At 59.7% G+C, this 26,576-nt stretch carries 30 protein-coding genes; 18 read left to right on the top strand and 12 right to left on the bottom strand.

Annotation, left to right across the window (positions count from 1 at the left end; translation table 11 throughout):
* A partial coding sequence (locus ACQZ5G_RS24780) for a hypothetical protein (protein WP_448738599.1) occupies positions 1–106 on the top strand: 106 nt, incomplete at its 5' end.
* Between the two features lie 66 nt (positions 107–172).
* On the opposite strand, the gene ACQZ5G_RS24785 is transcribed toward ACQZ5G_RS24780, so the two are convergent.
* Positions 173–895 (bottom strand): CPBP family intramembrane glutamic endopeptidase, encoded by a 723-nt coding sequence (locus tag ACQZ5G_RS24785; RefSeq protein WP_448738460.1) that lies wholly within the window; start codon positions 893–895, stop codon positions 173–175.
* Positions 896–1,116: 221 nt separating this feature from the next.
* Between ACQZ5G_RS24785 and ACQZ5G_RS24790 the strand changes: the two genes are divergently transcribed.
* The 6 genes from ACQZ5G_RS24790 to ACQZ5G_RS24815 all read left to right on the top strand — a co-directional run bounded on the left by ACQZ5G_RS24790 (position 1,117) and on the right by ACQZ5G_RS24815 (position 7,403).
* Positions 1,117–2,349, top strand: coding sequence for an ABC transporter substrate-binding protein (locus ACQZ5G_RS24790; protein ID WP_448738461.1), 1,233 nt, complete (start codon positions 1,117–1,119; stop codon positions 2,347–2,349).
* A gap of 143 nt (positions 2,350–2,492) precedes the next feature.
* Positions 2,493–3,395 (top strand): carbohydrate ABC transporter permease, encoded by a 903-nt coding sequence (locus ACQZ5G_RS24795; protein WP_059758547.1) that lies wholly within the window; start codon positions 2,493–2,495, stop codon positions 3,393–3,395.
* Positions 3,388–4,329, top strand: a complete 942-nt coding sequence (locus ACQZ5G_RS24800; RefSeq protein ID WP_448738462.1) for a carbohydrate ABC transporter permease — start codon at positions 3,388–3,390, stop codon at positions 4,327–4,329. The genes ACQZ5G_RS24795 and ACQZ5G_RS24800 overlap by 8 nt, the downstream gene beginning before the upstream one ends.
* A 5-nt stretch (positions 4,330–4,334) precedes the next feature.
* Positions 4,335–5,423 (top strand): ABC transporter ATP-binding protein, encoded by a 1,089-nt coding sequence (locus ACQZ5G_RS24805; RefSeq protein ID WP_059758596.1) that lies wholly within the window; start codon positions 4,335–4,337, stop codon positions 5,421–5,423.
* 57 nt (positions 5,424–5,480) lie between these two features.
* A complete protein-coding gene (locus ACQZ5G_RS24810) occupies positions 5,481–6,245 on the top strand; it encodes a sugar phosphate isomerase/epimerase family protein (RefSeq protein ID WP_065656302.1) in 765 nt (254 codons plus the stop codon).
* Positions 6,246–6,269: 24 nt separating this feature from the next.
* Entirely contained in the window at positions 6,270–7,403 is a 1,134-nt protein-coding gene (locus tag ACQZ5G_RS24815; RefSeq protein WP_003525105.1) for a Gfo/Idh/MocA family protein, read from the top strand.
* Positions 7,404–7,500: 97 nt separating this feature from the next.
* On the opposite strand, the gene ACQZ5G_RS24820 is transcribed toward ACQZ5G_RS24815, so the two are convergent.
* Complete coding sequence (locus ACQZ5G_RS24820; RefSeq protein ID WP_003523777.1) at positions 7,501–7,671, bottom strand: hypothetical protein; 171 nt, start codon at positions 7,669–7,671, stop codon at positions 7,501–7,503.
* A complete protein-coding gene (locus ACQZ5G_RS24825; RefSeq protein WP_003523778.1) occupies positions 7,664–7,801 on the bottom strand; it encodes a hypothetical protein in 138 nt (45 codons plus the stop codon). Before ACQZ5G_RS24825 ends, ACQZ5G_RS24820 begins: the two co-directional genes overlap by 8 nt.
* A gap of 224 nt (positions 7,802–8,025) precedes the next feature.
* On the opposite strand from ACQZ5G_RS24825, the gene queC reads away from it, so the two are divergent.
* From queC to queE, 3 genes are read left to right on the top strand one after another with little or no spacing between them, the layout of a single operon-like run.
* Positions 8,026–8,736, top strand: a complete 711-nt coding sequence (queC, locus tag ACQZ5G_RS24830) for a 7-cyano-7-deazaguanine synthase QueC (protein ID WP_448738463.1) — start codon at positions 8,026–8,028, stop codon at positions 8,734–8,736.
* Positions 8,736–9,092 (top strand): 6-carboxytetrahydropterin synthase QueD, encoded by a 357-nt coding sequence (gene queD / locus ACQZ5G_RS24835; protein ID WP_269832188.1) that lies wholly within the window; start codon positions 8,736–8,738, stop codon positions 9,090–9,092. The genes queC and queD overlap by 1 nt, the downstream gene beginning before the upstream one ends.
* A complete protein-coding gene (queE, locus tag ACQZ5G_RS24840; RefSeq protein WP_448738464.1) occupies positions 9,089–9,844 on the top strand; it encodes a 7-carboxy-7-deazaguanine synthase QueE in 756 nt (251 codons plus the stop codon). The genes queD and queE overlap by 4 nt, the downstream gene beginning before the upstream one ends.
* Before the next feature lie 194 nt (positions 9,845–10,038).
* On the opposite strand, the gene ACQZ5G_RS24845 is transcribed toward queE, so the two are convergent.
* The 6 genes from ACQZ5G_RS24845 to ACQZ5G_RS24870 all read right to left on the bottom strand — a co-directional run bounded on the left by ACQZ5G_RS24845 (position 10,039) and on the right by ACQZ5G_RS24870 (position 16,111).
* Positions 10,039–11,088, bottom strand: coding sequence for a Gfo/Idh/MocA family protein (locus ACQZ5G_RS24845; protein ID WP_142780458.1), 1,050 nt, complete (start codon positions 11,086–11,088; stop codon positions 10,039–10,041).
* 6 nt (positions 11,089–11,094) lie between these two features.
* Entirely contained in the window at positions 11,095–11,880 is a 786-nt protein-coding gene (locus tag ACQZ5G_RS24850) for a ThuA domain-containing protein (RefSeq protein ID WP_046801358.1), read from the bottom strand.
* Between the two features lie 57 nt (positions 11,881–11,937).
* Complete coding sequence (locus ACQZ5G_RS24855; protein WP_448738465.1) at positions 11,938–12,966, bottom strand: ABC transporter ATP-binding protein; 1,029 nt, start codon at positions 12,964–12,966, stop codon at positions 11,938–11,940.
* A 10-nt stretch (positions 12,967–12,976) separates the two neighbouring features.
* Positions 12,977–13,810 (bottom strand): carbohydrate ABC transporter permease, encoded by an 834-nt coding sequence (locus ACQZ5G_RS24860; RefSeq protein ID WP_046801356.1) that lies wholly within the window; start codon positions 13,808–13,810, stop codon positions 12,977–12,979.
* Entirely contained in the window at positions 13,807–14,781 is a 975-nt protein-coding gene (locus ACQZ5G_RS24865; protein ID WP_059758565.1) for a carbohydrate ABC transporter permease, read from the bottom strand. Before ACQZ5G_RS24865 ends, ACQZ5G_RS24860 begins: the two co-directional genes overlap by 4 nt.
* A gap of 64 nt (positions 14,782–14,845) precedes the next feature.
* Positions 14,846–16,111, bottom strand: a complete 1,266-nt coding sequence (locus tag ACQZ5G_RS24870) for an ABC transporter substrate-binding protein (RefSeq protein WP_448738466.1) — start codon at positions 16,109–16,111, stop codon at positions 14,846–14,848.
* A gap of 269 nt (positions 16,112–16,380) precedes the next feature.
* Between ACQZ5G_RS24870 and ACQZ5G_RS24875 the strand changes: the two genes are divergently transcribed.
* The 3 genes from ACQZ5G_RS24875 (at position 16,381) to ACQZ5G_RS24885 (ending at position 18,190) form a co-directional block, all read left to right on the top strand.
* On the top strand, positions 16,381–17,394 hold the full coding sequence (locus ACQZ5G_RS24875) for a substrate-binding domain-containing protein (protein ID WP_448738467.1): 1,014 nt from the start codon (positions 16,381–16,383) through the stop codon (positions 17,392–17,394).
* Positions 17,395–17,568: 174 nt separating this feature from the next.
* On the top strand, positions 17,569–17,766 hold the full coding sequence (locus ACQZ5G_RS24880; protein ID WP_003523793.1) for a hypothetical protein: 198 nt from the start codon (positions 17,569–17,571) through the stop codon (positions 17,764–17,766).
* 229 nt (positions 17,767–17,995) lie between these two features.
* On the top strand, positions 17,996–18,190 hold the full coding sequence (locus tag ACQZ5G_RS24885; RefSeq protein ID WP_448738600.1) for a hypothetical protein: 195 nt from the start codon (positions 17,996–17,998) through the stop codon (positions 18,188–18,190).
* Here ACQZ5G_RS24885 and ACQZ5G_RS24890 read toward each other — a convergent pair.
* Positions 18,159–18,740, bottom strand: coding sequence for a DNA-3-methyladenine glycosylase (locus ACQZ5G_RS24890; protein ID WP_448738468.1), 582 nt, complete (start codon positions 18,738–18,740; stop codon positions 18,159–18,161). The genes ACQZ5G_RS24885 and ACQZ5G_RS24890 overlap by 32 nt on opposite strands.
* Positions 18,741–18,837: 97 nt before the next feature.
* Between ACQZ5G_RS24890 and ACQZ5G_RS24895 the strand changes: the two genes are divergently transcribed.
* The 4 genes from ACQZ5G_RS24895 to ACQZ5G_RS24910 all read left to right on the top strand — a co-directional run bounded on the left by ACQZ5G_RS24895 (position 18,838) and on the right by ACQZ5G_RS24910 (position 22,040).
* On the top strand, positions 18,838–19,221 hold the full coding sequence (locus tag ACQZ5G_RS24895; RefSeq protein ID WP_020811489.1) for a hypothetical protein: 384 nt from the start codon (positions 18,838–18,840) through the stop codon (positions 19,219–19,221).
* A gap of 2 nt (positions 19,222–19,223) precedes the next feature.
* Positions 19,224–20,003 (top strand): SDR family oxidoreductase, encoded by a 780-nt coding sequence (locus ACQZ5G_RS24900; RefSeq protein ID WP_448738601.1) that lies wholly within the window; start codon positions 19,224–19,226, stop codon positions 20,001–20,003.
* A gap of 176 nt (positions 20,004–20,179) precedes the next feature.
* Complete coding sequence (locus ACQZ5G_RS24905) at positions 20,180–21,235, top strand: L,D-transpeptidase family protein (RefSeq protein ID WP_020811491.1); 1,056 nt, start codon at positions 20,180–20,182, stop codon at positions 21,233–21,235.
* 19 nt (positions 21,236–21,254) lie between these two features.
* Positions 21,255–22,040 (top strand): L,D-transpeptidase, encoded by a 786-nt coding sequence (locus ACQZ5G_RS24910; protein WP_448738469.1) that lies wholly within the window; start codon positions 21,255–21,257, stop codon positions 22,038–22,040.
* A gap of 94 nt (positions 22,041–22,134) precedes the next feature.
* On the opposite strand, the gene ACQZ5G_RS24915 is transcribed toward ACQZ5G_RS24910, so the two are convergent.
* The gene (locus ACQZ5G_RS24915; protein ID WP_448738470.1) at positions 22,135–23,955 is read right to left on the bottom strand and encodes a methyl-accepting chemotaxis protein; all 1,821 of its coding nucleotides are present in this window, start codon (positions 23,953–23,955) and stop codon (positions 22,135–22,137) included.
* A 143-nt stretch (positions 23,956–24,098) separates the two neighbouring features.
* Entirely contained in the window at positions 24,099–25,433 is a 1,335-nt protein-coding gene (gene aptA, locus ACQZ5G_RS24920; protein ID WP_448738471.1) for an omega-aminotransferase AptA, read from the bottom strand.
* Between the two features lie 144 nt (positions 25,434–25,577).
* On the opposite strand from aptA, the gene ACQZ5G_RS24925 reads away from it, so the two are divergent.
* Positions 25,578–26,126, top strand: coding sequence for a cupin domain-containing protein (locus tag ACQZ5G_RS24925; protein WP_003523802.1), 549 nt, complete (start codon positions 25,578–25,580; stop codon positions 26,124–26,126).
* Positions 26,127–26,576: the final 450 nt, after the last annotated feature.

Consider the following 26,576-nt stretch of genomic DNA (forward strand, 5'->3'; position numbering starts at 1 on the left):
TGCCAATGAGGGGCAGATCCCGCTCGAACTGGTCGAAATCCAGACCGGAGCCTATATCGGCGAGGATGATGTCATTCGCATCGAGGACGATTATAAAAGGCAATAGAATTGCCGCAAGCGCTGAAGGTTCAGAGAAGGTGAGACGGATAGTTGTCCGGCTCGCCTTTTCGGCTCAGGAGATCAGCGCGTTCACGCAATGGGCAAGGGCATGGGAAAGCATCGCGGCCTCCAGCCCCCGACGCCAGAACAGCCATCCGAACAGCAGGCCGGGAATGAAATTGGTGAGCAGGACTGCAAGGATCAGCGCCGCCTGCGGCTGAGCGACAATTGCAAACAGAAACGGCAGATGACCGGCAGCGAAGAGTGCCGCCGCCATAAGAATGGCGGCCCACAAAATCACCGGTCGAATCTGTCCTCTTCCTCTCATGCGCCAGAGTGCCCAGGCGAAAAACGACATCAGGCCCCATCGGGTCAATAACTCTTCCGTAATCCCGCCATAGAGGATCCGGGTCACCAGCGGGATATTGAAAGCGGTCATTTTTGCCACGGTGGCCGCATCCGCGACCGATGGCAGGATCGCCGATGAATAGGCGATCATCAGCAGGCCGACGGCAATGCCTACCGCCAGCGCGGGCGGCACCTGTGTTCGCAGCACCGCGCGCGGGTTGCCGCCTGTCAGCCAGCTATCGACCAAGGGGGCGCCAAGCCCGAGTTTTGCGGCCAGAGCCTGACCGGTCGCAACCGCCGCAACGGTCAGTATTGCCGGCTGGATGAGGATCAGCAGGCGCATTCCGAATGAAAGTTGCTGTCCCGGTACAAGCTGCTCAAATGCCGCCAATAAAAGCGATGCGACGCCGGTTAGTCCGATGATCAAAAGAATATGCCAGCGTTTCATGGTCTCTTCACCTGTTTTCCTCGCTGCGAAGTTTTGTAAGCGACTGGCATTGCGTGTGGATTACGCAGCGCAATCCCCTGTGTCGAACGCTTATCCGGCGCATTTTCCAATCGTGCGAAATGCCTCCTGCGGGCGCTGTGAGATTCGTATTTTAGGCGGTTGCCTAATCAAAAATCTTCGCATACGTTCCAACTGCAACGTTTCAGTGAGGGAGGAGACTCATGCGAATGCGTGTTATTTCTGCGGCCTTTTTGGCCAGCGTCATGATTCCGGCGGGTATCGCCGGGGCCACCGATCTTGAGGTGACCCATTGGTGGACATCGGGCGGCGAAGCCGCCGCCGTCGCCGAACTGGCCAAGGCTTTCGACGCAACCGGCAATAAATGGGTGGACGGCGCGATTGCCGGTTCGGGCGGCACGGCCCGTCCGATCATGATCAGCCGTATCACCGGCGGCGACCCGATGGGTGCGACCCAGTTCAACCACGGCCGTCAGGCGGAAGAGCTTGTCCAGGCAGGCCTGATGCGCGATCTTTCCGATGTCGCCGCAAAGGGCAACTGGAAGGACGTCATCAAGCCGGCAAGCCTGCTCGACAGCTGCACCATCGACGGCAAGATCTATTGTGCACCGGTCAATATCCATTCCTGGCAATGGCTGTGGCTTTCCAATGAAGCCTTCAAGAAGGCGGGCGTTGAAGTTCCGAAGAACTGGACGGAATTCGTCGCAGCCGCACCGGCGCTGAAGAAGGCCGGCATCCAGCCGCTCGCTCTCGGTGGGCAGGCGTGGCAGGCCAACGGCCTGTTCGACACGCTGACGCTTTCGATCGGCGGCAAGGACCTTTATCAGAAAGTCTATGGCGACAAGGATGCCGAAGCGGCGGCCGGGCCTGAGATGGCGAAGATTTTCGCGGCTGCCGTCGAGGCGCGCGATATGGCCAAGGGCACCAATGTTCAGGACTGGAACCAGGCCACCAACATGGTCATCACCGGCAAGGCCGGCGGCCAGATCATGGGTGACTGGGCGCAGGGTGAATTCCAGCTGGCCAACCAGAAAGCCGGCACGGATTATTCCTGCCTTCCCGGTCTGGGTCTCAGTGAGTATCTCACCACGGGTGGCGACGCCTTTTACTTCCCTGTTTTGAAGGACGAGGCGAAAACCAAGGCGCAGGATGTTCTCGCCGCAACCATCGTCGATCCCAAAACGCAGGTGGCCTTTAACCTGAAGAAAGGCTCGCTGCCGATCCGCGGTGACGTTGATCTCAATGCAGCCAATGACTGCATGAAAAAGGGTCTGGCAATTCTGGCCAAGGGCAATGCGCTGACCAGCACCGACCAGCTGATTTCCGCCGATACGCAGAAACAGAAGGAAGACCTGATGGCGGAATTCTTCGCGGGCTCGATGTCGGCGGAAGACGGGCAGAAGCGCTTCTCGGACATTATCGGTTCGGCGGACTGAGTGTGATCTCTCCGGGTGGGAAAGCGGTTCGCCGCTTTCCTTTCCAGCGTCCTGCCTGTGCAACAATGACCAGCACGGGCAGGGGTTTCATGCGGTGAGGCTTTTGCCTGACTGTTGACTGTAACGTTACAGGAGGAGGTAACATGGCAGGTCAAGCGCGCTCGGGGCGCCCCAACCAGCTTTTCCGCAATCTCAATTCCAAGATTGCCTCCATTCCCATGATCTTGACCGCCATGGTGATCTTCCTCGGCGGAACGATCTGGACGGTGGTTTATTCCTTCACCAATTCAAAGCTTCTACCGCGCGCGAGTTTCATCGGTTTCGATCAATATGAGCGTTTGTGGGCAGCACCACGATGGATCGTGTCCATCCAGAATCTGGCGATCTACGGCGTGTTGTCGCTGATTTTCAGCCTCGTCATCGGTTTCGTGCTGGCGGCGCTGATGGATCAGAAAATTCGTTTCGAAAACACCTTCCGCACCATTTTCCTCTATCCTTTCGCCCTGTCCTTCATCGTCACCGGCCTCGTCTGGCAATGGCTGCTGAACCCGGAATTCGGCATCCAGTCCGTGGTCCGCTCGATGGGCTGGGAAAGCTTCACCTTCGATCCGCTTTATAATTCGCAGATCGTCATCTACGGCATCCTCATTGCGGCGCTCTGGCAGGGCACGGGACTCGTCATGTGCCTGATGCTGGCCGGTCTTCGTGGCATTGACGAGGACATCTGGAAGGCGACGCGTGTTGACGGCATTCCCATGTGGAAGACCTATATTCTCATCATCATTCCCATGATGCGGCCTGTCTTCATCACCACCCTCGTCATCATCGCCAGCGGCATCGTCAAGGTCTACGATCTGGTGGTGGCGCAGACGAGCGGCGGGCCGGGTATCGCGTCCGAAGTGCCGGCGAAATATGTCTATGACTACATGTTCCAGGCGCAGAACCTGGGGCAGGGCTTCGCCGCCTCGACAATGATGCTCCTGACAGTCGCGATCATCATCATCCCATGGGCCTACCTCGAATTCGGAGGCAAGAAGCGTGGCTAATATCAGCACATTGAACACGGTCGTGGCCGCCACCGATGCGGTTACCAAAGACCTTTCCGGCCCGCGCGGCAGGAAGCCGAGGAAAACCTTTTCCCGCCGCAACATCGTTCTTTACGGCACGCTGTTCGTGGCTGCCGCCTATTACCTGCTGCCGCTTTACGTGATGGTCGTCACCTCTCTGAAAGGCATGCCGGAAATCCGGCTCGGCAACATCTTTGCGCCGCCGGTGGAAGTCACTTTCGAACCCTGGGTGAAGGCCTGGGCCAATGCCTGCACGGGCCTGAACTGCGACGGGCTCTCGCGCGGCTTCTGGAATTCGGTGCGCATCCTCGTGCCTTCGGTGGTGATCTCGATCGTCGTCGCCTCCGTCAGCGGCTACGCCATGGCGAACTGGAAGTTCAAGGGATCGGAACTGTTCTTCTCCATCCTCATTATCGGCGCCTTCATTCCCTATCAGGTGATGATCTATCCGATCGTCATCGTGCTGCGCGAAATGGGCGTTTATGGCACGCTGACCGGCCTCGTCATCGTGCACACCATTTTCGGCATGCCGATCCTGACGCTGCTGTTCCGCAACTACTTCGCCTCGCTGCCGGAAGAACTGTTCAAGGCGGCGCGCATCGATGGCGCCAATTTCTGGCAGATCTATTTCCGCATCATGCTGCCCATGTCGCTGCCGATCTTCGTCGTGGCGATGATCCTGCAGGTGACCGGCATCTGGAACGACTTCCTGTTCGGCGTGGTGTTCACGCGGCCGGAATATTACCCGATGACGGTGCAGCTCAATAACATCGTCAACTCCGTGCAGGGCGTGAAGGAATACAACGTCAACATGGCCGCAACCCTTCTGACGGGTGCCGTGCCGCTGATCGTTTATTTCGTCTCCGGCAGGCTTTTCGTCCGCGGCATTGCCGCAGGCGCAGTAAAAGGTTGAGCTATATGAACAAAAGCGTTTCCATTCGCGATCTTTCCCTGTCCTTCGGTGCCGTCACCGTGCTGAAAGACCTCAATCTCGATATTTACGACGGCGAATTCCTCGTGCTGCTCGGCTCTTCCGGCTGCGGAAAGTCGACCCTTCTCAATTGCATTGCCGGCCTTCTGGAGCCGACCGATGGGCAAATCTTCATCAAGGACCGCAACGTCACCTGGGAGGAGCCGAAGGATCGCGGCATTGGCATGGTGTTCCAGTCCTATGCGCTTTATCCGCAGATGACGGTGGAGAAAAACCTGTCCTTCGGCCTTCAGGTCGCAAAGGTGCCGAAAGAGGAAATCGACCGGCGCGTGAAACGGGCGGCGGGCATCTTGCAGATCGAGCCGCTGCTGAAACGCAAGCCTGCCGAACTGTCCGGCGGCCAGCGTCAGCGCGTGGCGATCGGCCGGGCGCTGGTGCGGGATGTGGATGTGTTCCTGTTCGACGAGCCGCTCTCCAACCTCGACGCCAAGCTGCGCTCGGAACTGCGCGTCGAAATCAAGCGGCTGCACCAGTCGCTGAAGAACACCATGATCTATGTGACGCATGATCAGATCGAGGCGCTGACGCTGGCGGACCGCATCGCCATCATGAAAAGCGGCGTCATCCAGCAGCTCGCCGATCCCGTCACCATCTACAACAAGCCGCGAAACCTCTTCGTCGCCGGTTTCATCGGCTCGCCATCTATGAATTTCCTGCGCGGCGAGTTGATCGAAAAGGACGGCAAGGTGGTCTTTACCACCAATGGCGTGACTTTCGCGCTGGACGGTTATCATGCGGAAACGCCGCTCGCCGCCGGCCGTGCCGTCGTTCTGGGCGTTCGCCCCGAACATGTGCGTGTCGATGCCGATATTGTCGGTGGCGAAGTGCATGAGGCGATTGTCGATATCGAGGAGCCGATGGGCGCCGACAATCTGATCTGGCTGAAACATGCCGGGCATACCATGTCCGTGCGTGTCGGTGGCCACAGGCGGTTTTCGCCGGGCACCAAGGTGCGCCTCGGCCTCGACATGACGATGGCCTCACTGTTCGACGCGCAAAGCGAGGACCGGCTCTAGAACAGCTTCGATTTACCCCCACACAATCCCAAGACCCAGATATCTATGGAGGAGACAATGACAGAACTCGGTTTCCAGCTTTACAGCGCCCGTAATTTCCAGCCTTTTTCCAATATTCTGAAGAAGCTTTCGGCGGCGGGTTATAAACATGTCGAAGGTTATGGCGCGATGTACGCTTCGCTGGATGATGCCGGTTTGAAAGGCCTGCGCGCCGAACTCGACGCCAATGGCCTTGCCATGCCGACCGGTCATTTCGGCCTCGACCTTCTGGAAGGCGATCCGAAAAAGGCGCTCAATATTGCCAAGGTTCTGGGCGTGGAGGCGATCTATTGCCCTTATCTGATGCCTGACCAGCGCCCGACAGATGCCGCAGGCTGGTTCGCTTTCGGCAAGCGCCTGCAGGAGGCGGGCAAGCCTTTCGTCGATGCCGGGCTGGTCTTCGGCTGGCATAACCACGATTTCGAGTTCAAGACGCTTGGCGACGGTTCCACCCCACAGGAGCAGATTTTTGCCGGCGGCCCGGATTTGAAATGGGAGGCGGATATCGCCTGGATCATTCGCGGCAATGCCGATCCGCTGGCCTGGATCGAAAGCTACGGCAAGCGCATTACTGCGGTACATGTGAAGGATATCGCACCAGCAGGCGAGAATGCGGACGAGGATGGCTGGGCCGATGTCGGCCATGGGACCGTGGACTGGAAGGGCCTCGTCGCGGCGCTGAAGGCGAAATCGGCCACGAAACATTTCGTGGTCGAGCACGACAATCCCAAGGATATCGACCGACTGATCACCCGCTCGATCGCATCTTTCAAAACCTACTAAGTTTCAATTTTCGGAGTTTGAATCATGGCCAGGGATCTTGGCGTCGGCATCATCGGATGCGGCAATATCTCGTCTGCTTACTTTTCGCTGGCACCGCTCTTCAAGGGCATCAAGGTGCTGGCCTGCGCCGACCTCAACCGCAATGCGGCGGAGCTGAGGGCGGAAGAATTCGGTGTTGTCGCGCAGTCCATCGAGGAGCTGCTCGCCAACAAGGATATCGACGTGGTGGTGAACCTCACCATTCCCGCCGCGCATTTTCCGGTGTCGAAAGCCGCCCTCGAGGCAGGCAAGCACGTCTATTCGGAAAAGCCGCTGGTGCTTTCGCTGGAGGAAGGCGAGGAGCTGCGGCGCATCGCCCGCGAGAAGAACCTCTCCGTCGGCTGCGCGCCGGATACCTTCCTCGGCGGCGCGCATCAGCTTGCCCGGCAATATATCGATGACGGCAAGGTCGGGCGCATCACTTCCGGCACCTGCCATGTGATGAGCCCCGGCATGGAGATGTGGCACCCCAATCCGGGCTTCTTCTTCCTGAAGGGCGGCGGGCCGATCCTCGATCTCGGTCCCTATTACGTCGCCAATCTCATCAACCTCATCGGACCGGTGAAGCGCGTCGGTGCGCTGACCAGCATGGCAAACCCAACCCGTACGGTGACCAGCCAGCCGCTGAACGGCGAAATCATCCCGGTCGAAACGCCGACCAATATCCATGCTCTGCTGGAATTCGTGAACGGCGCGACGATCACGCTTTCGGCAAGCTGGGATGTCTGGTCGCATCGCCACGCCAATATGGAGCTCTATGGCACGGAAGGCTCGATCTACGTGCCGGACCCGAATTTCTTCGGCGGTGTGGTGGAAGCGAGCGGACGGGACAAGAATATCCAGCCACTGGAAGACTGGGCGCATCCTTTCGGCATCGCCAATCAGGAAAGCCCCAACGGCCCACGCGCCAATTACCGCACGGCGGGCCTTGCCGATATGGCGATTGCGATTTTGGAGGGGCGTGATGCCCGCTGCTCACTCGACCGCTCATTGCACGGCATCGATGTGATGACCTCGGTCCTCAAATCCGGGGAGGAGGGCCGTTTCATCGAAATGACGACGACCTGCACCCAGCCGGCAGCACTCGGTATCGAGGAGGCGCAGGCGCTGCTGCGCTGAGCCCAAAGCCAACGAAAAAAGGCCCGGCGCACTGCCAGTTCGCCGGGCCTTTTCCGCTCAGCCATTTGGTGGCGAGCGTCGCGTGTTCATCAGATTTTCATAGGCCGATAAAAAGGCCCAGCCAGCGCGCAACGGTCCTGACCATCCAGATCAGGAACACGAAAGGGGCTATGCCAACAGCCGCGACGAGCGCCGCCGAGGCGACAACGAGCGCCGTGGTGAAATTACGCCTGAACCGGTGGCGTTTTGTGTCGAGAGCCTTATCCATGACGTATGGCGGTGATCAGCCCGCGAATGGTGAGCATGACATAAAGCATGCCCGCCATCGCCATCAGCAGGCCGGTGCCGAGAGAGCTGAGGTTGCTCAGCGAAAACAGAAATGTATCAGCCGCCACCATTGGCAAGACCCTTCAAGAACAGCAGATTTCGCATCGTTCTAGATCGTGCCGGTTTCCCGCATATGTCCCGATTGTTTCATCTTGTTGCTGCCGAGGGGCGTTTTCGTGATGGCGTGGCTTTGCGCGATTTCCGCAAAGCCCTTCACAAGCCCGTCGGTTTGGTTTAAAGCCGCTCCCCGTAATCCGGTCGCAGCCCACCCGGTCAAAACAAGGGATCCCAAATTATGAAAACCATCGTCATCTGCTCCGGCGGATTGGACTCCGTTTCGCTTGCGCATAAAATCGCGGCGGAACACGAACTTCTCGCTCTCGTCTCCTTCGATTATGGCCAGCGCCACAGGAAGGAGCTGGAATACGCGGCCGATTGCGCAAGGCGTCTCGGCGTGCCGCATCATGTCATCGATATCAGAACCATCGGCGCCCATCTCACTGGTTCTGCGCTGACCGACGACGTGGAGGTGCCGGACGGGCACTATGCGGAGGAGACCATGCGCTCCACCGTGGTGCCGAACCGCAACGCCATCATGCTCACCATCGCTTTCGGGCTGGCCGCCGCGCAGCAGGCGGATGCCGTGGCGATTGCCGTGCATGGCGGCGATCACTTCATCTACCCCGATTGCCGGCCGGGCTTTATCGACAGCTTCAATGCCATGCAGGCGCATGCGCTGGAAGGTTATGCCGACGTCAAGCTTTTCGCCCCCTATGTCACCGTTTCCAAGGCTGCGATTGTGACCGATGGTGCGAAATACAGCACCCCGTTTGGCGAAACATGGTCCTGTTATAAGGGCGGCTTGCGCCACTGCGGCCGCTGCGGCACCTGCGTGGAACGGCGAGAGGCCTTTCATCTGGCCGGCGTTACCGATCCGACTGACTACGAAGACCCGGATTTCTGGGTGGCGGCTACCCATGCCTATGCGGCGCAGGAGGTGCGCTGATGTTCCGCATCACCAAGGAATTTCACTTCTCCGCCTCGCACCAGTTGAAAAGCCTGCCGTCGGATCACCAGTGCAATCGCCTGCACGGGCATAATTATATCGTTGAGGTCGAACTATCAGGCGAAGAGCTGAACGAGCACGGTTTCGTGCGCGACTATCACGAGCTTGCCCCGCTGAAACGCTATATCGACGATCATTTCGACCATCGCCACCTGAATGACGTTCTCGGCCATGACCGGGTGACGGCGGAATGCCTGGCGAAGCATTTTTATGACTGGTGCAAGGATCGCCTGCCGGAAACCAGCGCCGTGCGCGTCAGCGAAACCGCCAAGACCTGGGCGGAATACCGGCCATGACGGCGGCTGCACACAAGATTGCAGCGAAGGAAACCACGATCCGCATCAGCGAAATCTTCGGACCGACCATTCAGGGCGAAGGCGTGTTGATCGGTCTGCCGACAGTCTTCGTGCGTACCGGCGGCTGCGATTACCGCTGCTCCTGGTGCGATACGCTGCATGCCGTTGACAGCGAGTACCGCGACACGTGGAAACCGATGCCGGTCGAGGCGATCTGGCAGGAGGTGCGGCGGCTTTCCGGCGGGGTGCCGCTGACGGTCTCGCTTTCCGGCGGCAATCCGGCCATCCAGCCGCTCGGAGCCTTGATCGCGAAGGGGCAGGGCGAGGGGTATCGTTTCGCGCTGGAAACGCAGGGCAGCATCGCGAAAGACTGGTTTGCTGCTCTCGACCATCTGGTGCTGAGCCCCAAACCGCCATCGAGCGGTATGGAAACGGACTGGCAGGCCTTCGAAGACTGTCTTGCCGCCGCCGGCGACGGACCGCAGGTGGCGCTGAAGATCATAGTGTTCGACGATGCGGATTATGCCTATGCCAAGGCGGCATCCGCGCGTTTCCCGCATCTGCCCGTCTATCTCCAGCCTGGCAACCACACTCCGCCGCCGCCCGATGATGACGATGCACGTGTGGATATCGATGGGGTGATGGACCGGATGTTGTGGCTGGTGGAGAAGGTGAGCGAAGATCGCTGGTTTTCCGCCCGGCTGCTGCCGCAGCTGCATGTGCTGTTGTGGGGGAATAAGCGCGGGGTTTGAGGGAGTTATAAGTTCCCTCCGTCATGCCGGACTTGATCCGGCATCCAGCCACGGCGCGTCTGCGCCGTGAAAAAGTCTTTTTTGATCAAAGACTTGATCGCGCTGGACCCCGGATCAAGTCCGGGGTGACGGAGAGCGAGGAGCGTCCTTCGCAGTAATCCAAGCAGCGGCTTGCGCCGCCGCTCTTGTGCAAATCAGGCCGAAACGGCCAGCTCGCGCCGTTCCCGATCCGCAATGATCGACAGATCGAGCACCTTCTGCAGATTGGCCGCATGACGGAAATCCGGATCGGCGGGGCCGCCTTCCATGACGGCCTTGGCGAATTTTTCGTAATTCGTCGGCACCGGGTCGACATCGATGGTCTTCCAGATTGCCTTTTCCACATCCTCGCCGATGCAGGCGCGCAGGCTGGAATAATCCGGCGTGTGGATCACTTCCAATGCGCCCTTGTCGCCATGGATGCGCAGGCGAAGTTCGTTGAGGTGACCCGTCGCCCAGCGGCTGGCATGGATGACGCCCATGGCGCCGTTTTCAAGCTCGGCGGTCATGGTGAAGCTGTCATTGGCGTCGAGGTCGTAGACGCCGATTTTATTGCCTTCATATTTGTCGAAGGTCTTCAGCCGCGTGAAGATGCGCTCCACATCGCTGCCCGCGCCGTAAGATGCGAAGTCGAGAATGTGGATGCCGACATCGCCCAGCACGCCGTTCGAGCCATGCTTGGTGGAAAGCCGCCACAGCCACTTGCTCTCCGTCATCCAGTCGCCCCAGGCTTTGGAAACGAGCCAGCTCTGGAGATAGGAGGCTTCGAGATGCCGCACCTTGCCGATCTTGCCTGCCAGCACCATCTCGCGCGCCGCCTGCAAGGGGGCGACGTTGCGATAGGTGAGGTTGACCATGGCGACGAGGCCGGCCTTTTCGGCGGCATCGGCCATTTCGGCGGCCTTGGCGTAGTTTTCCGCCAGTGGCTTTTCGCAGAAGACATGTTTGCCGGCCGCCAGAAGCTTCAGGCTGGTGGGATGGTGGATCGCGTCCGGCGTGACATTGGCCGCCGCGTCGAATTCACCCCAGGCAATCGCATCATCCAGCGAGGTGAAGGAGAGCGGAATGTTGTGGCGCAGCGCAAAGCCGCGCACCACCACATCGTCCACATCCACCGCTGCGACGAGTTCGACGCCGGGGATTTCAGAGAAATATGTGGCATGGTTGTTGGCCATGCCGCCGGTTCCGAGAATGAGAAGTCTCATGGCTGTTTACCTGTAACCTGCTTCGCCTGCCTTGTGCAGCTTGGGGCCGCGTTCTTCGATGGGCTCCAGAGCCTTGTCGACGGGAACATTGGGGGCGTCGTGAATGCTTTTCAGTGCGCCAACGGGATTATAGGCCCATTTCACAGAGTTGCTGATGACCTTCTGCACATTGGCGTCGTGATAGGTCGGATAGGTCTCGTGGCCGGGGCGGAAATAGAAGATATTGCCCGCGCCGCGACGCCAGGTGAGACCGGACCGGAAGACTTCGCCGCCCTGGAACCAGGAGATGAAGACGGTTTCCAGCGGCTCCGGCACGGAGAACTGTTCGCCATACATTTCCTCGTTTTCCAGCTCGAAATGTTCCGGCAGGCCGGCGGCGATCGGGTGGCGCGGATTGATGGTCCACAGGCGCTCGCGTTCGCCCGCCTCACGCCATTTCAGCGCGCAGGGCGTGCCCATCAGGCGCTTGAACGGCTTGGAGAAGTGGCCGGAATGCAGGACGATAAGGCCCATGCCTTCCCAGACGCGTTTGGCGACACGCTCGACGATTTCATCCTGAACCGCACCATGGTCCTTGTGGCCCCACCAGACGAGAACGTCGGTCTTGTCGAGGCGCTCCTGCGAAAGCCCGTGTTCCGGCTCCTGCAGCGTGGCGGTGGTGGCGTTGATCTCGGGATTCTGGTTCAGCGCGTCGGCAATGGTGTTGTGCATGCCGTTCGGATAGATCGAACGCACCGTCTCATTGATGTGTTCGTGGATATTTTCGCCCCATACAACGGTGTTGATGGTCATTGTCATGCTCCTCGGTGAAAGCCGGGACCTTGGGTGAGCCCGGCGAAAGTTGAATGTTCAGGCGGCACCCCGGGCAGGGTTGCGGGCAAGCGCCCGGCCCTCGGCGTCGAAACGATGTATCTGCGTCGCATCCGGCGCGATGGCGATGCGTTCACCGGCCGTGCGGCCGGTCACGCCCTCTTCACGAACGACGACGGGTTCATCCGCGCCGATCTCGACATAGATATAGCTGTCCGATCCCAGCATTTCCGAATGCACGATCTCGCCGCTCCAGCCGCTGCCATCGGTGGCGATGGCGATGTGTTCGGGGCGGATGCCGATGGTTTTCGCCCCTTCGGCCTCCGCATATTTGCCGGTGAGGAAGTTCATCTTCGGTGAGCCGATGAAGCCGGCGACGAAGGTGTTGACCGGGCTTTCGTAAAGCTCCAGCGGCGTGCCGATCTGCTCGACCCGGCCGTCACGCAGCACACAGATACGGTCGGCGAGTGTCATCGCCTCCACCTGGTCGTGCGTGACGTAGATCATCGTCGTGTCATGCATCGAGCGATGCAGCTTGGCGATTTCGAGACGCGTGGCGACGCGCAGCGCCGCATCGAGGTTGGAGAGCGGCTCGTCGAACAGGAAGACCTTCGGATCGCGCACGATGGCGCGGCCGATGGCGACACGCTGGCGCTGGCCGCCGGAAAGCTGCTTCGGCAGACGTTCCAGATAGGGTGTGAGCTGCAGCATCTCGGCCGCCGCTTCGACGCGCTTCCTGCGCTGTTCCTTGTCCGCGCCTGACAGTTTCATGCCAAACGCCATGTTTTCGAACACGGTCATATGCGGATAAAGCGCATAGGACTGGAAGACCATGGCGACGCCGCGCTTGGCGGGCGGCAGGCGGTTCACCGTCTCGCTGTCGAAGGAAAGCGTGCCACTGGTAATTTCCTCCAGCCCGCAGATGAGGCGCAAAAGCGTGGACTTGCCACAGCCGGAGGGGCCGACGAAGACCATGAATTCGCCGGAGCGGATATCCATGTCGATGCCCTTGATGACATCGAAAGCGCCGAAGGATTTGCGAAGATCGCGCAGTTGAATGGTGGTCATGAGATTTCTCCTAGCCTTTGACGCCGCCGGCGGTGAGGCCGGAGATAATGCGTCGCTGGAAGATCAGAACGAGGACGACGAGAGGTGCTGTGACGATGACGGATGCGGCCATGATCGTTCCCCAGGGGATTTCGAACTGCGAGCCGCCCGACAGAAGCGCGATGGCGACAGGCACCGTGCGCTGCTCGTTCGATGAGGTGAAGGTAAGTGCGAAGAGGAACTCGTTCCACGCGGCGATGAAGGCGAGAAGCCCTGTCGTGACGAGCGCCGGCCACATCAGCGGCATGAACACCTGGGTGATGATGACCCACGGTGTTGCACCATCGACGATAGCCGCTTCCTCGATCTCGATAGGCAGGTCGCGCATGAAGGTCGTCAGCACCCAGACCGTGAAGGGCAGGGTGAAGATCATGTAGGAAAAGATCAGCGCCAAGGGCGTATTGAAGATTCCAGCCCAGCGGATCAGTTCGAACAGGCCGGCGAGAACGGCGATCTGCGGGAACATCGAAACCGACAGGATGGTAAGGAGCAGCAGCGAACGGCCACGGAAGCGGACGCGGGCCAGAGCATAAGACGCCGTTACCGCAAGGAACAGCGAGAGTATGACGACGGAAGATGCCACGAACAGCGAATTGCCGAGATTGCGCAGGAAAGTGCCGTTGCCGATGACGAAGCTGTAATTGGTCAGCGAGAAATCACGCGGCCAATAATTGACCTGGAACAGCGCCGAGCCGGATTTCAGGCTCGTCAGGATCGCGTAATAGAAAGGGAATACCGAAATCACCATGATGATGGCGACCAGCGCATAAAAAGCGGTGGTTTTCAGGATGCTTGGCAGGGTCATCGCGCTGCTCCATCGGTGTTGACGCGCCCGAGCCACATGTAGATGACGGTGATCGAGGCGATGATGAGGAACAGCATGGTGGAGGCAGCAGCACCGTAGGAGAACTTGTCGAAATCGAACAGGTTCTCGCGCGCCAGCACCGACATGGTGCGGGTCTGGGCGTTGTTGGGCGTCAGGATATAGATGAGATCGAAGACGCGCATCGCATCCAGCATGCGAAAGATGACGGCGACCATGAGGGCCGGGCGGATCATCGGCAAAGTGACGCGGAAGAATACCTTGACGGGGTGGATGCCATCTACCTTTGCCGCCTCATACATGTCCTTCGGCACCATTTGCAGGCCGGCGAGAATGAGCAGCGCCATGAAGGGCGTGGTCTTCCAGATATCGACGATCAGCACGGCGATCATCGCGGTCTCGGGATTGGCCGTCCAGGCGATCTTGCTGGAGATCAGCCCGAGATTGAGGAACAGGTCGTTCAATATGCCGAACTGGTCGTTCAGCATCCATGCCCACATCTGTGCCGAAACGATTGTGGGAATGGCCCAGGGTACGAGGATCGCGGCACGCACGAGGCCACGTCCCTTGAATTCGGCATTCAGCACCAGCGCGACGATGAGGCCGAGCACGGTTTCGAAACTGACAGAAAGGATGGTGAATTTGAGCGTGTTGAGAACCGCGCCCCACCATGCGGGATCGGCAAGCAGGCCGCGATAGATGGTGCGGCCGCTGCTGAGCGTGATCCATGTGAGGTAGTTCTTGAGGCCGACGAACTGCGCCCCGTCGAGATTGGTGAGCGAGGCGTCGGTGAGGCTGAACCAGACGGTGCGCACCAGCGGCCAGCCCGCCACCAGCGCCAGCACCAGAAATGTGGGGGCAAGAAACAGCCAGGCGGATTTCAGTCGTTCCGACTGCAGGTCGGAGCCGGTGCCGGATGCCGCGACCGGTCTTTGAAGGGCAATGTCGTTCATGGGGATATCTCGCGGTTGGGGCGCGGGAAACGATCAGGCGAGACCGCCTCCCGCGCGGGCCGGATTACCAGCCGTTGCCTTTGAGATCGGTCAGTTCAACCTCGAGAAGTTCGAGATTTTCCGCTGCCGTGCCGTTGCCGGAGAGCGTGTTGTGCACGGCGCCCCAGAATTTGGCGGAAACCTCGTTATATTTCACCTTCGCCGAGGCGGAAGGACGGGGAACGGCGGTCTGGAAGATCGGCTTCCACGTCGGCATGAAGGGCTGCGCGGCACCGACATCCTTGTCGTCGTAAAGGGATGCGATCGTCGGCATGTTGGAGAGCTGGATCGCGCGCATCTTCTGGGTGTCTTTCGACGCCAGGAATTTCACGAGCTGAATAGCCGCTTCCTGATCGTCGGAATATTTCGAAACGGCGAGGTTCCAGCCGCCGAGTGTCGAAGCAGGGGCCTCGCCTTCCGCGCCAGCTGGCAGCGGGGTGACGCCGAACTTGCCCTTGATGGCGCTGTCGTCGCCATTACCCAGCGCATATGCATAGGGCCAGTTGCGCATGAAGACGGAATTGCCGGTTTGCCAGACGCCGCGCGCTTCCTCTTCCTTATAAGCGAGCACGCCCTGCGGCGCGATGGTGCCGACCCAGCCCTTGGCGGTCTCGATGGCGGCTGCGGCCTTCTCATTGTTGACGGAGATATCGCCGTTGGTCTCGACAATATGGCCGCCGCCGGCGGAAGCGATCCATTCCAGCGCGTTGCAGGTCAGGCCCTCATAGGCGCTGCCCTGGAAAACGAAGCCCCAGAGGTCCTTCTGGCCAGCCTCGCGCTCCTTGTCCTGGATTTCCTTGGCGGTCTCGCTCAGTTCCTTCCAGGTCTTCGGCGGCTGCTTGCCGTATTTTTCCAGAAGGTCCTTGCGATAGAAAAGCGCCGGCGCGTCGGTGAACATCGGCATGGCGACGAGCTTGCCGTCAACCGTCTGCGAGGCGACGATGGAAGGGAAATGATCGCCGATGACATCCTTTGTCGCTGCGGTCAGATCCACGAACTGGTCGGCCAGCTGCGGCGCCCAGATCACGTCCGTCTGGTAGACGTCGACATCCTTGTTGCCGGCGGCAAGCCACAGCCGGTACTGGCTGAACTGTTCGCTGGACGATGACGGCATGGTGACGAGATTGACCTTGTGACCGGTCTCTTTCTCGAAGGCGGCGATCCGTTCGCGGAAGAACGCTACGTTCTTGCCGGTCGAATTGGCGGCGATGGAAAGCTCGGCCGCCTCGGCCGAAACGGCGGCGGAAAACGCCGCTCCGCACAGGAACAAAGTCTTCATGGAAATATTCATTGTCAAACTCCTCCGTTGACGCTTCCGATTGTCCTCAAAATTGAAAGCGCTTTTGACCGACGCGAGGCTCTCAAAAGCCGAGCAATCTGTCAATACTCTTTCTAATTGCCCGGAAATCGGCTGTTTTCGCCTGCAATTTTTAGGCGTTTGCCTTTGGGAATGATCAACTGTAAGGTTTCAGGTGGAGGAAAATTGAAATCGTTTTCAATTTTTGTCGGCTTGAAAAATCCGCGGCGGCGACGCATGCAGGGGCAAATTGGCAAAAAATTATGAAGCTCAAGGAATTCGCAGAGAAAGTCGGGCTCTCGCCCACCACCGTCAGCCGGGCGCTGGGCGGCTACCCCGAGGTGCGCGAGGAAACGCGCCAGCGGGTGATGGAGGCTGCGCTGAAATACGGTTACCGGCCGAATGCCAATGCTGTCAGGCTGGCGACGGGCAGGGCAGGCGCCATCGGTGTCGTCATGGGCCGTTCGGGCGGAGGGCACTTCTTTTCCGAATTCATGGGCGGCATGGCGACCCGGCTGGAACGGGAAGAGACCGACATTCTCGTCAGCGTCACCGTCGACAATAATCTCGATGAGGAACTGGCGATTTTCAGCCGGCTGGCGTCGAGCGGCCGGGTGGATGGCATCATCGTGCATTCGCCGCGTCCGGAAGATGAACGCATCGCTCTGCTCAACCGATTGGGTGTGCCCTTCATCGTGCATGGCCGCTCAAAGACGCCTTTCGAACATGCCTGGCTCGATATCGACAACCACGATGTGACCTATCGTCCGACGATCCATTTTCTGGAGCGCGGACACAGGCGCATCGCCCTTATCAATGGCCCGGTTGGCCGCACCTTCGTGCAGGACCGCGAGCAGGGTTTTCGGGAGGCGCTGGCCACGCACGGCATTACGCCGGATCCGCGTTTCATGATGAATGAGCACTTCAGCGAGGAGACGGCCTTTCGCTTCGCTCGCTCGCTGCTGGAACAGACGCCGCGCCCCACGGCCTTTGTGGCGGGTGCGATGATGACGGCGCAGGGTGTCTATCGCGCCGCGACGCAGATGGGGCTGACGATCGGCAAGGATGTCTCCGTCATCGCCCATGACGACGTGTTTCCTTACCTTACACCGGAAAGCATGATGCCGCCGCTTTCCACCACCCGCTCGCCCATGCGCATGGCGGGCATGCGAGTGACGGACCTGCTTTTGCAGATCATCGGCGGCCGTCCCGTTCGCGAGGTTCAGGAATTGTGGCCGGTCGAGCTGATCTTGCGGGAATCGGTCGGCCCCGCCTGAACTTGTCGGCATAGCTCACTGATTCCACTCCATTTTGTGAACGTCAGTTGATAACGTTCGCCTTTCGTCATCTATACGTCCGCGCCGTCTCATGTATAATCGGAACAGTCACGGGCGTTATGGAACAGGACCCGGGCCGGCGCGTTGAGGGGACGTGTCGAAGGAGGTGGACGGATGTTTGAATTTTTAAAACCGCAACAGCAGACTGTGATCGATGATGTCGAGGCGACCGGCACCTATGCCGATGCGCTGCTCAACGTTCCGAGCCCCGAACTGAACCGTTCGACCGCTCGCGAACATGGTCATGAAGCCCATTCCCGCGACTATTGCGAAAATCGCGATATTTCCCGCAGCGCGCTCGGTTTCGCCTGAGCGATCGCAAAAGCTTTCCTAACAAACGGAACGGACAGGCCGTGCCCGCGTTTTCCCTGTACGACCCGCAGGGCGGCGCAACCGGACCGAAGGGACCTGACCGGCATTTGACCGATGGGCGAATTAGGCGTTGCGCCGCCTGATTGACGACAGCGCAAAGGCGCTGTCGCACGAGATAAAAACGCAGCTTGTGCCCATCGTGGCTAAGCGTGTTTATCAGGAGGCCGCGATGCCAGCCGTTCCCGTCGAACCCTATCCCGAACCGCCGATGCCCGTGCCGCCGCAGCCGGATATCCCGCCGGTGGAAGAGCCGGAACCCGATAGGTTGCCGGACGAAGTGCCGGTACCCAACCCCGACGAAAATGACGGGCCGCCGAAGGTGCTCTCGTCTTTCACGCCTCTCCATTCTCGAATTTCTTGCTGAGGAAAGCCGAGCCCTTGAGCCCGAAGCGCCACGGATATTCCGTCGCGCGGCTGATGCCGATTCGTCTGCCGCTGGTGACGGCGGCGGCTTCTTTCGGCAGCCGCAGGAAAAAAGGCGCTGCGTTCAACGGCGCGCCGTCCATCTCCCCCGTAATCGCCAGCGCCTGACAGAGCCTGCCCGGACCTGAGCAGAGAAGTTTCGGCTTGTCAGTTCCGCGTCGCAGTTTCATCATGTCTATGCCGGTCAGGGGTTCGATGGCGCGCAGAAGCACGGCGGAACCCGGGGCGCAGACAAAGTTGGCGCACCAGTGAATACCATAGGACCGGTAGACATAAAGACGGCCGGCCGGGCCGAACATTGCCCTGTTGCGCGGGGTCTGCCCGTTGAAACTGTGGGATGCCGGGTCGTCCGGATGATAGGCTTCGGTCTCCACGATGATGCCGCCGGTATTGCCGACGCGGAACTCCGCGCCGATGAGGGCGCGGGCCACATCCAGCGCATCGCGCAGGAAGAAACTCTCCTGCATTTCCGGGCCAAAGGCCTGATCCATCTGGAACCCTTCCGCTCTGCCGTCGTTGTGAATTCAGGTTCTAACCGTTTTCCAGCATCGGATTCGTACCGGTGCTTTCCAAGCCGGAGGGCATGTCATGCAACTTTCGACGACCTATGTAAAACGCAATAACGGAGTTATCTCCGTCGAGTTCGTCGGCAACGACGGCGATCAGGTCTCGGTTCGCCTCGCCGACGGTCTTGAAGGGATCGACGATGCCGAGGCCATCAAACGGGCGAGCGCGGTGATGGTGCAACTGACCGCGTTCGGAACGCGCCATGGGGCAGATGCGCCTTCGCAATTTTCCGCTCTAGGTACGGCGCAGGATGAAGCTCCGCACGGACAGGCGAGCGCCCGCACATCGAAGGATCGCGACATTCTGGAGGAAGAGTTGGAAGAGGGGCTGGAGGACAGCTTTCCGGCGAGTGATCCCGTCTCTGCTACGGTCACATCCATTGCTTCCCGAAAAGGAGGGCGGTGACATTGGTTGTTCGCGAAGTCGCTCTGGTAACCGGCGCTGGCTCCGGCATTGGGCGCGCCGCCGCCCTTCATCTGTCGGCGCAGGGTTTCTCGGTCGGTCTGTTGGGCCGCACCGAATCGGAATTGAACGATGTCGCCCGGGAAATCGGCGCAGCATCCGGGTCTGCGAAGGTGCTTTTGGCCGATGTGGCGGATGAAGCGGCCATGCGTCACGCGGTCGCAGCGCTGGTTGAGGATTTCGGCCGGCTTGATGTCGTGGTGGCCAATGCCGGCGTCAACGGCGTCTGGGCGCCCATCGATGAGCTGAAACCGTCCGAATGGGACGATACGATCCGCATCAACCTGCGCGGCACTTATCTCACCGTCCATACCAGCGTGCCGCATCTGAAAGCGGCCGGCGGCGGGTCCATCGTCATCATTTCGTCAATCAATGGCACCCGCACCTTCACATCGCCCGGTGCTCCGGCCTATTCCGTGACGAAGGCCGGGCAATTCGCCATGGCGCAACAACTGGCGCTGGAACTGGGGCGTCACCGTATTCGCGTCAATGCGGTGTGTCCGGGCGAAATCGAAACGGCAATCGATGAAAATACCGATATACGCGGGCGGGAAAAAACGGAGGTTCCAGTCCGTTTTCCGGCTGGGGATATTCCGGTAACCGGCGGCTTGGCCGGGACGAGCGAAGATGTCGCTGCGCTGATCGGTTTCCTGGCGTCGGATGCGTCCCGCCACATTACCGGCACGCCGGTTTGGATCGATGGCGGCCAAGGGCTGCTCCGATAATCTGCAGACTTTAAGCTCAACGCCAGCGGCATCACGGGCTTGTGTCCTTATGATTAACGAATGGGTAACGTCTGTTCACGAGACTTTGTCCATGGGCGAGGTTGCCGTGTTGTGGCCACCTTCGATAGTTAAGCGTCTGCCGGAAAGGCGGGCAAATCAGGCGGGCAGAACGATCCATGGGCATGCAGGCATTGCTGGATTTCGCGGTTGCGGGGTTGCGGCAAAAGGTAAGGGCAGGGGCAAGAATGGCCGCGATCGTCGCGATCGGTGGCGGCCTTGCCGCGTGCACTTCCATGGGGCTCGACAGCGTCAAGAAAGACCCGCCGAAACTGTCGTCCAAGATGATGGCGCAGATGTCGGCCAAGAGCATGCGCCCGGAAAGCCCTGTCCTCGTTCGCATTTTCAAGCAGGAAAGCGAGCTTGAGGTCTGGAAGGTCGACAAGACCGGAAATTACGCCTTGCTCAAGGCCTATCCCATGTGCCGCTGGTCCGGAAAGCTCGGCCCCAAGATGAAGACGGGCGACCGGCAGGCGCCGGAAGGGTTTTATCATGTCTCGGCCGGCATGTTGAATCCGAACTCACAATATTACGTCTCCTTCAATCTCGGTTATCCCAACCGGCTGGAATCGGCGCTCGGTTACACCGGGGAGGCGCTGATGGTGCATGGCGCCTGCTCCTCTTCCGGCTGCTACGCCATGACGGATGCCCAGGTGGGCGAGATTTACGCCATCGTCGCGCGTGCGCTTCAGGGCGGGCAGGACCGTTTTCAGGTACAGGCCTATCCCTTCCGCATGAGCGCAAGGAACATGGTGGCACATCGGGACGACCCCAACATGCCGTTCTGGAAGACGCTGAAGGAAGGTTACGATTATTTCGAGGTGACGCGCCGGCAGCCCAAGGTTTCCGTCTGCGGCCGTCGTTATGTCTTCAACAGTGAATTTGCCGAAGGCGAACCTGCCGATCCGCTGGCGGCTTGCCCACCGGCCATCAACCAGCAGGATCCGCTGGTGGCTTCGAAACTGGCCGAAGAGCAACAAAAATTTGCCGCCGCCATGAGTGAGGGAACTTCCAGCCCGCTCAGCGCGTATGTAGACGGCGGCATGCATCCGAGCTTCCGGGCCATTTTGAAATCGAACGGCGCCAAGGCCATGGCATCGCAGGTTTCCGGCACGAAGTACCCTATCAGCCGCCCAGAGGCGGCGCTGGCAGATCCCTTTGCCGGCGTGAGATGACGTAAATGAGGTTTTTCAATTGAACGAGACGACGACGACCCGGCGGGGTTTCCTGCTTGGAGCAGGTGGACTGGCGCTTGCCGGCCTTGCGGGCTGCAACACAACTGCGCGTGAGGCCGCCCGGCCTGCAGCACCCGCGGACGACCCGATGTATGCCCTGATGTACGGCCCCAAGCCGGACGAGCAGTTCCCGCTGCCGGAAATTCCCTACAAGCGGATTCCGCGTCAGTTTCTGCGGCAGATGGTGGCGAACCCGACGGGTGAGCGCCCCGGCGTCATCGTCGTCGATACCGCCAATCATTTCCTCTATCTCACCTATGAGAACAATCAGGCCATGCGTTATGGCGTCGGCCTCGGCCGCGCGGGCTTTGAATGGGCCGGTCGCGGCGTCATTCAGTATAAGCGGCAATGGCCGCGCTGGACGCCGCCCGATGAGATGATCGCGCGCCAGCCGGAACTGGAACCCTATAGCAGCCGCAATGGCGGCATGGAGCCGGGCCTCAAGAATCCGCTCGGTGCGCGTGCGCTCTATATCTTCAAGGATGGCAAGGACACGATCTACCGCCTGCACGGCTCGCCGGAATGGTGGACCATCGGCAAGTCGGTATCCTCTGGCTGCGTGCGCCTGCTGAACCAGGATATCATCGACCTTTATAACCGTGTGCCCGATGGCACGCCGATCGTGGTGACGGCGCTCGGCCCCACACAGCAGGGCGTGCCGATCGGCCAGGAAGGTGTGCCCGTGGCGCAATATGGTAACGGCGTGATCGGCGACGGCCTCTCGCAACCGATGCAGGCTTATTGATCGCTAAAGTTCCACCCACGGCGGAGGCTTGCCGTGGGTGCGTGCTGGCTGATTTCCTGCATCTGGCGGAGATATCCGCGCCTCGTCGCAGACATCAAGCTACTCGGCGTGGCTGATCCGGACTGCCGGCCGTTTCCATTTCCAGGCGGAAGCGCGACACCAGGGCACGCAACTTTGCTGTTTCCGAGGCAAGCGTTGCTGACGCGGCGGTGGATTGCTCCACCATGGCCGCATTTTGCTGGGTAGCGTGATCCATGGAGTTCACCGCCGCGTTGATTTCGGACAGACCGGTTGATTGCTCGGTGGCCGATGTGGCGATGGCATTCATATGGCGGTCGATGCCGGCGATGCGTTCACTGATATCCTTCAGTGCTGTGCCGGTATCGAGAACCAGCTTCACGCCGCTCTCGACCTCCACGGACGATTGCCGGATATGGTCACGGATTTCGCTTGCGGCCTTTGCCGAGCGCTGGGCGAGATCGCGCACCTCCTGTGCAACAACCGCAAAGCCCTTGCCGCTCTCGCCGGCGCGGGCAGCCTCAACCCCGGCATTCAGCGCCAGAAGATTGGTCTGGAAGGCGATTTCGTCAATGACGCCGATGATGCCGGTGATCTGCCGCGACGAGGCCTCGATACGGCGCATCGCTTCCTCGGCATGGCTTACCACCTCCACCGATTTCAGGGCGCTATGGTTGGCATCGGTGGCAGCGAGCCGCGCTTCTGCGGCGCGCTTGTTGGCATTCGAGACATTGACGGTGATTTCATCGAGCGCCGCTGCCGTCTGCTCAAGGGAAGCGGCTTGATTTTCCGTGCGGCGGGAAAGATCGCCGGCACCTGCGGCGATTTCCCGACTGCTGCCGTCGATTGTGCCTATCCCGTCGGAAATGGCAAAAAGGGTCTCGGCCAATTGCCGGACCGAACTGTTGAAATCATGACGCAGGGCCTCGAATTGTGGGGCGAAGGCGTCATTCAACTGGAAGGCCAGATCACCGGAGGCGAGCCGCTTGAGACCGGCCGCAAGGCCGGAGGTTGCGATGCGCAGCCTTTCCGAAGCGTCTTCTTCCGCCTGCCGCCGCGTTGCTTCCTGATCGGCTTCCGCCTGTCTGCGGGCCGCCGCTGCCTGCTCCTCTAGTGCCCGGTTGGCGATGGCGGCCTGTCGGAAAATCTCGACAGCGCTGGACATGGAGCCGATCTCGTCCTTGCGGTCCGTGCCTGAGGGCGGTTGAGACGTATCGCCGCCCGCCAGGGTCTCCATATTTTTCGACAATTGCAGGATGGGACGGATAATCGATTTGCGGGTGAGCAGAAAAAGCCCGGTGGAGAAAAGCGCTGCCAGAACCAGAAGTCCCTGTAAGGCGAGGTTGATTGCCGCCTTGGTCTTTTCGCTTTCGGCCGATGCGGCGTCGGAGAGCGCCTGAATCTGGTCGCCCGCCGCTTCCATCGCTTTTTCAAGCGCGGAGAATTGCCGCATGAATTCCGGCATCAGCCCGATGGCCTCTTCGGGGCTGGAGCCGGCAAGTCCGACCACCGCGTTGGCGGCATCCATATAAGCGAGAAGCGGCTTTTCGACCCCGTCTATGACGGCTTTGACATTCGTGCCTGATGACAGTGACTTGTTTGCCTCGATCACTTCGCGAAAACTGGCTTCGTGTTCGGTAAGATCAGCCTTAACGGCCTTGAGGTCGAGGTCCATTCTGGCATCGGCGGAAAGAATGGCGGCAAGCACGTCTGACCGCAGCGCGTCATGCATCATGTCCGCCTGCATGTGGTTGCGAAGCACGTCCGCCGAAAGTGCCACATATTCGCTGTTACGGTTGAGCGTCTCCGCCGCCCATATGCCGACACCCGCGGCGCTGCCGGTGATGGAAAAGATTGCAATGCTTGCCAATATTATCTTTTTTTGAATCGAGGCCATATGAGCGTTCCCACGCAATTGTTATACTTTAGGAACATAATAGAACATGCTTAATAAATGTTCTATTTTCGCTGAAGGCTCGATAAATGCAAAAAAGGCTGCATTTTGTATTGCAGCCCTTTCTATATTAGTAATTTGTACTTTTACTGCGCGCGTTTCAGTGCGTCGCCTAGAATGGATACAATATCGTCGAAATGGGATTTTTCGGCGATCAACGGCGGCGAGAGGGCGATGATGTCGCCGGTAACGCGAATGAGCAGGCCGCGCTCGAAGCAATCCACGAAGACATCATAGGCGCGTGCGCCGGCAGCACCTTCGCGCGATTGCAGCTCGATGCCGGCGATGAAGCCGATGGTGCGGATGTCGATCACATTCGGCAGGCCCTTTAGGGAATGAATGGCGTCGTGCCAGACATTCTGCAATTCGGCCGCGCGGGTGAAAAGGCCCTCATCGCGATAGATGTCGAGCGTCGCGATACCGGCAGCGCAGGCGACCGGGTGGCCGGAATAGGTATAGCCGTGGAACAGCTCGATCTGGTTTTCCTGCCCATGCATCAGCGCATCGTGCACCTTGCGGCTGGTGAAGACCGCGCCCATCGGGATCGCGCCGTTGGTCAGCCCCTTGGCGGTGGTGACGATATCTGGGGTAACGCCGAAATAGTTGGTGGCGAAGGTGGAGCCCATGCGGCCGAAACCGGTGATGACCTCATCGAAGATCAAGAGGATGCCGTGCTTGTCGCAGATGGCGCGCAGGCGCTCAAGATAACCCTTCGGCGGCACCAGCACGCCGGTGGAGCCGGCGACCGGTTCGACGATGCAGGCGGCGATGGTTTCCGCGCCATGCAGGGCGACCAGACGTTCCAGGTCGTCCGCAAGCTCGGCGCCGTGCTCGGGCTGGCCCTTCACGAAGCTGTTCTTCGCCGGATCATGGGTGTGACGCAGGTGGTCCGCGGGGATTTGCGGGAAAACGCGACGGTTGTTGACGAGGCCGCCCACGGAGATGCCGCCGAAACCGACGCCATGATAACCGCGCTCACGACCGATCAACCGGCTGCGGGTGCCCTGGCCGATGGCGCGCTGATAGGCGATGGCGATCTTCAGCGCCGTATCGACCGATTCCGACCCGGAGCCCGTATAGAAGACACGGTCGAGTTTTGCACCTTCCGGGCCGGGCGCAATCTCCGCCAGCCGCTCGGCGAATTCGAAGGCAACCGGGTGGCCCATCTGGAAGGAGGGCGCGTAATCCATGGTCGAAAGCTGGTGCTTGACGGCAGACGCGATCTGCTGGCGGCCGTGGCCGGCGTTGACGCACCACAGGCCAGCCGTGCCGTCGAGAACCTGGCGACCGTCATTGCTGGTGTAATACATGCCTTCGGCGCTCGTCAGCAGGCGGGGATTGGCCTTGAACTGCCGGTTGGCGGTAAACGGCATCCAGTAGCTGTCAAGCGAGGTGGAATTGGATCGGCTCGGGTTGTCCATGGTGGTCTCCTGTTCGTTGCCGGTGATTGAATGCTATTTTCGCGACTGAACAAGCCCTTTTCTCTCTGTGGCCAAGCCATTGAAAATGCTATAGGCCTGAACTCAGGTTTTCGATATTTCGAACAAGGGCAACGGGGGGCAGGCATGTCGGTGGATATAGGCGGGCGTTTGCGCCATTTGCGGCTGCGCCACAATATTTCCCAGCGGGAACTGGCAAGGCGTGCCGGTGTCACCAATTCGACGATTTCTCTGATCGAATCCAACACCTCGAACCCTTCCGTCGGCGCGCTGAAACGCATTCTCGACGGCATACCGATAGGCCTTGCCGAGTTTTTCGCTTTCGAGCCGGAGACGAGCCGCAAGGCTTTTTACCGGGCGGATGAACTGGTTGAAATCGGCAAGGGGCCGATATCCTTCCGGCAGGTGGGTGAGAATGTTTTCGGCCGCAGCCTGCAAATCCTCAAGGAATGTTACCAGCCGGGCGCCGATACCGGCAAGGTGCCGCTGGTTCACGATGGCGAGGAGGGAGGAATCATCCTCTCCGGACGGCTGGAAGTGACGGTCGATGAAGAGAGGCGGGTGCTCGGGCCGGGGGATGCCTATTATTTCGAAAGCCGCAGGCCGCATCGTTTCCGTTGCGTCGGTCCCGTGCCCTGTGAGGTCATCAGCGCCTGCACACCGCCAACCTTCTGATTCCAGCGGTTTTTGCGCCGCGTAACGGTCGTAGAGCTGTCAAGTCGGGGCAATTCGGTAAAAAATGGCCGTAAGCCACGGCAATTTTGCGTGGCTGCCATGACTAGAATGCAGTTTCTTGCCACTCTTTTGCCGTGTTTGCGCCCTTTTAGCAATTTTTCCATCGCTTTTTCTTGGCGGCCTGGCAATGTCAGGCAAAAAAATCCCTACGGATATGTCAAATTTTATATGCATTGCCACAATCTTGCTGCGATGCAAAAAATTTTTATATTCTGTTACAGACGTAGGTGTTCTTAACGTTCCTGTCTCATCTCGCCAAGTCATAAGAAACACATAAGAAAAGACTGTCGCTGGCACAAAACCCAATACATGCCGGGGCGGTACCCATGCTCTCAACACATGGCCGTCGGCACATTTGTTGCTTTTTTATGCAACCGTTAATATTGCCCG

It is taken from the genome of Agrobacterium sp. 22-214-1, from assembly GCF_053522465.1.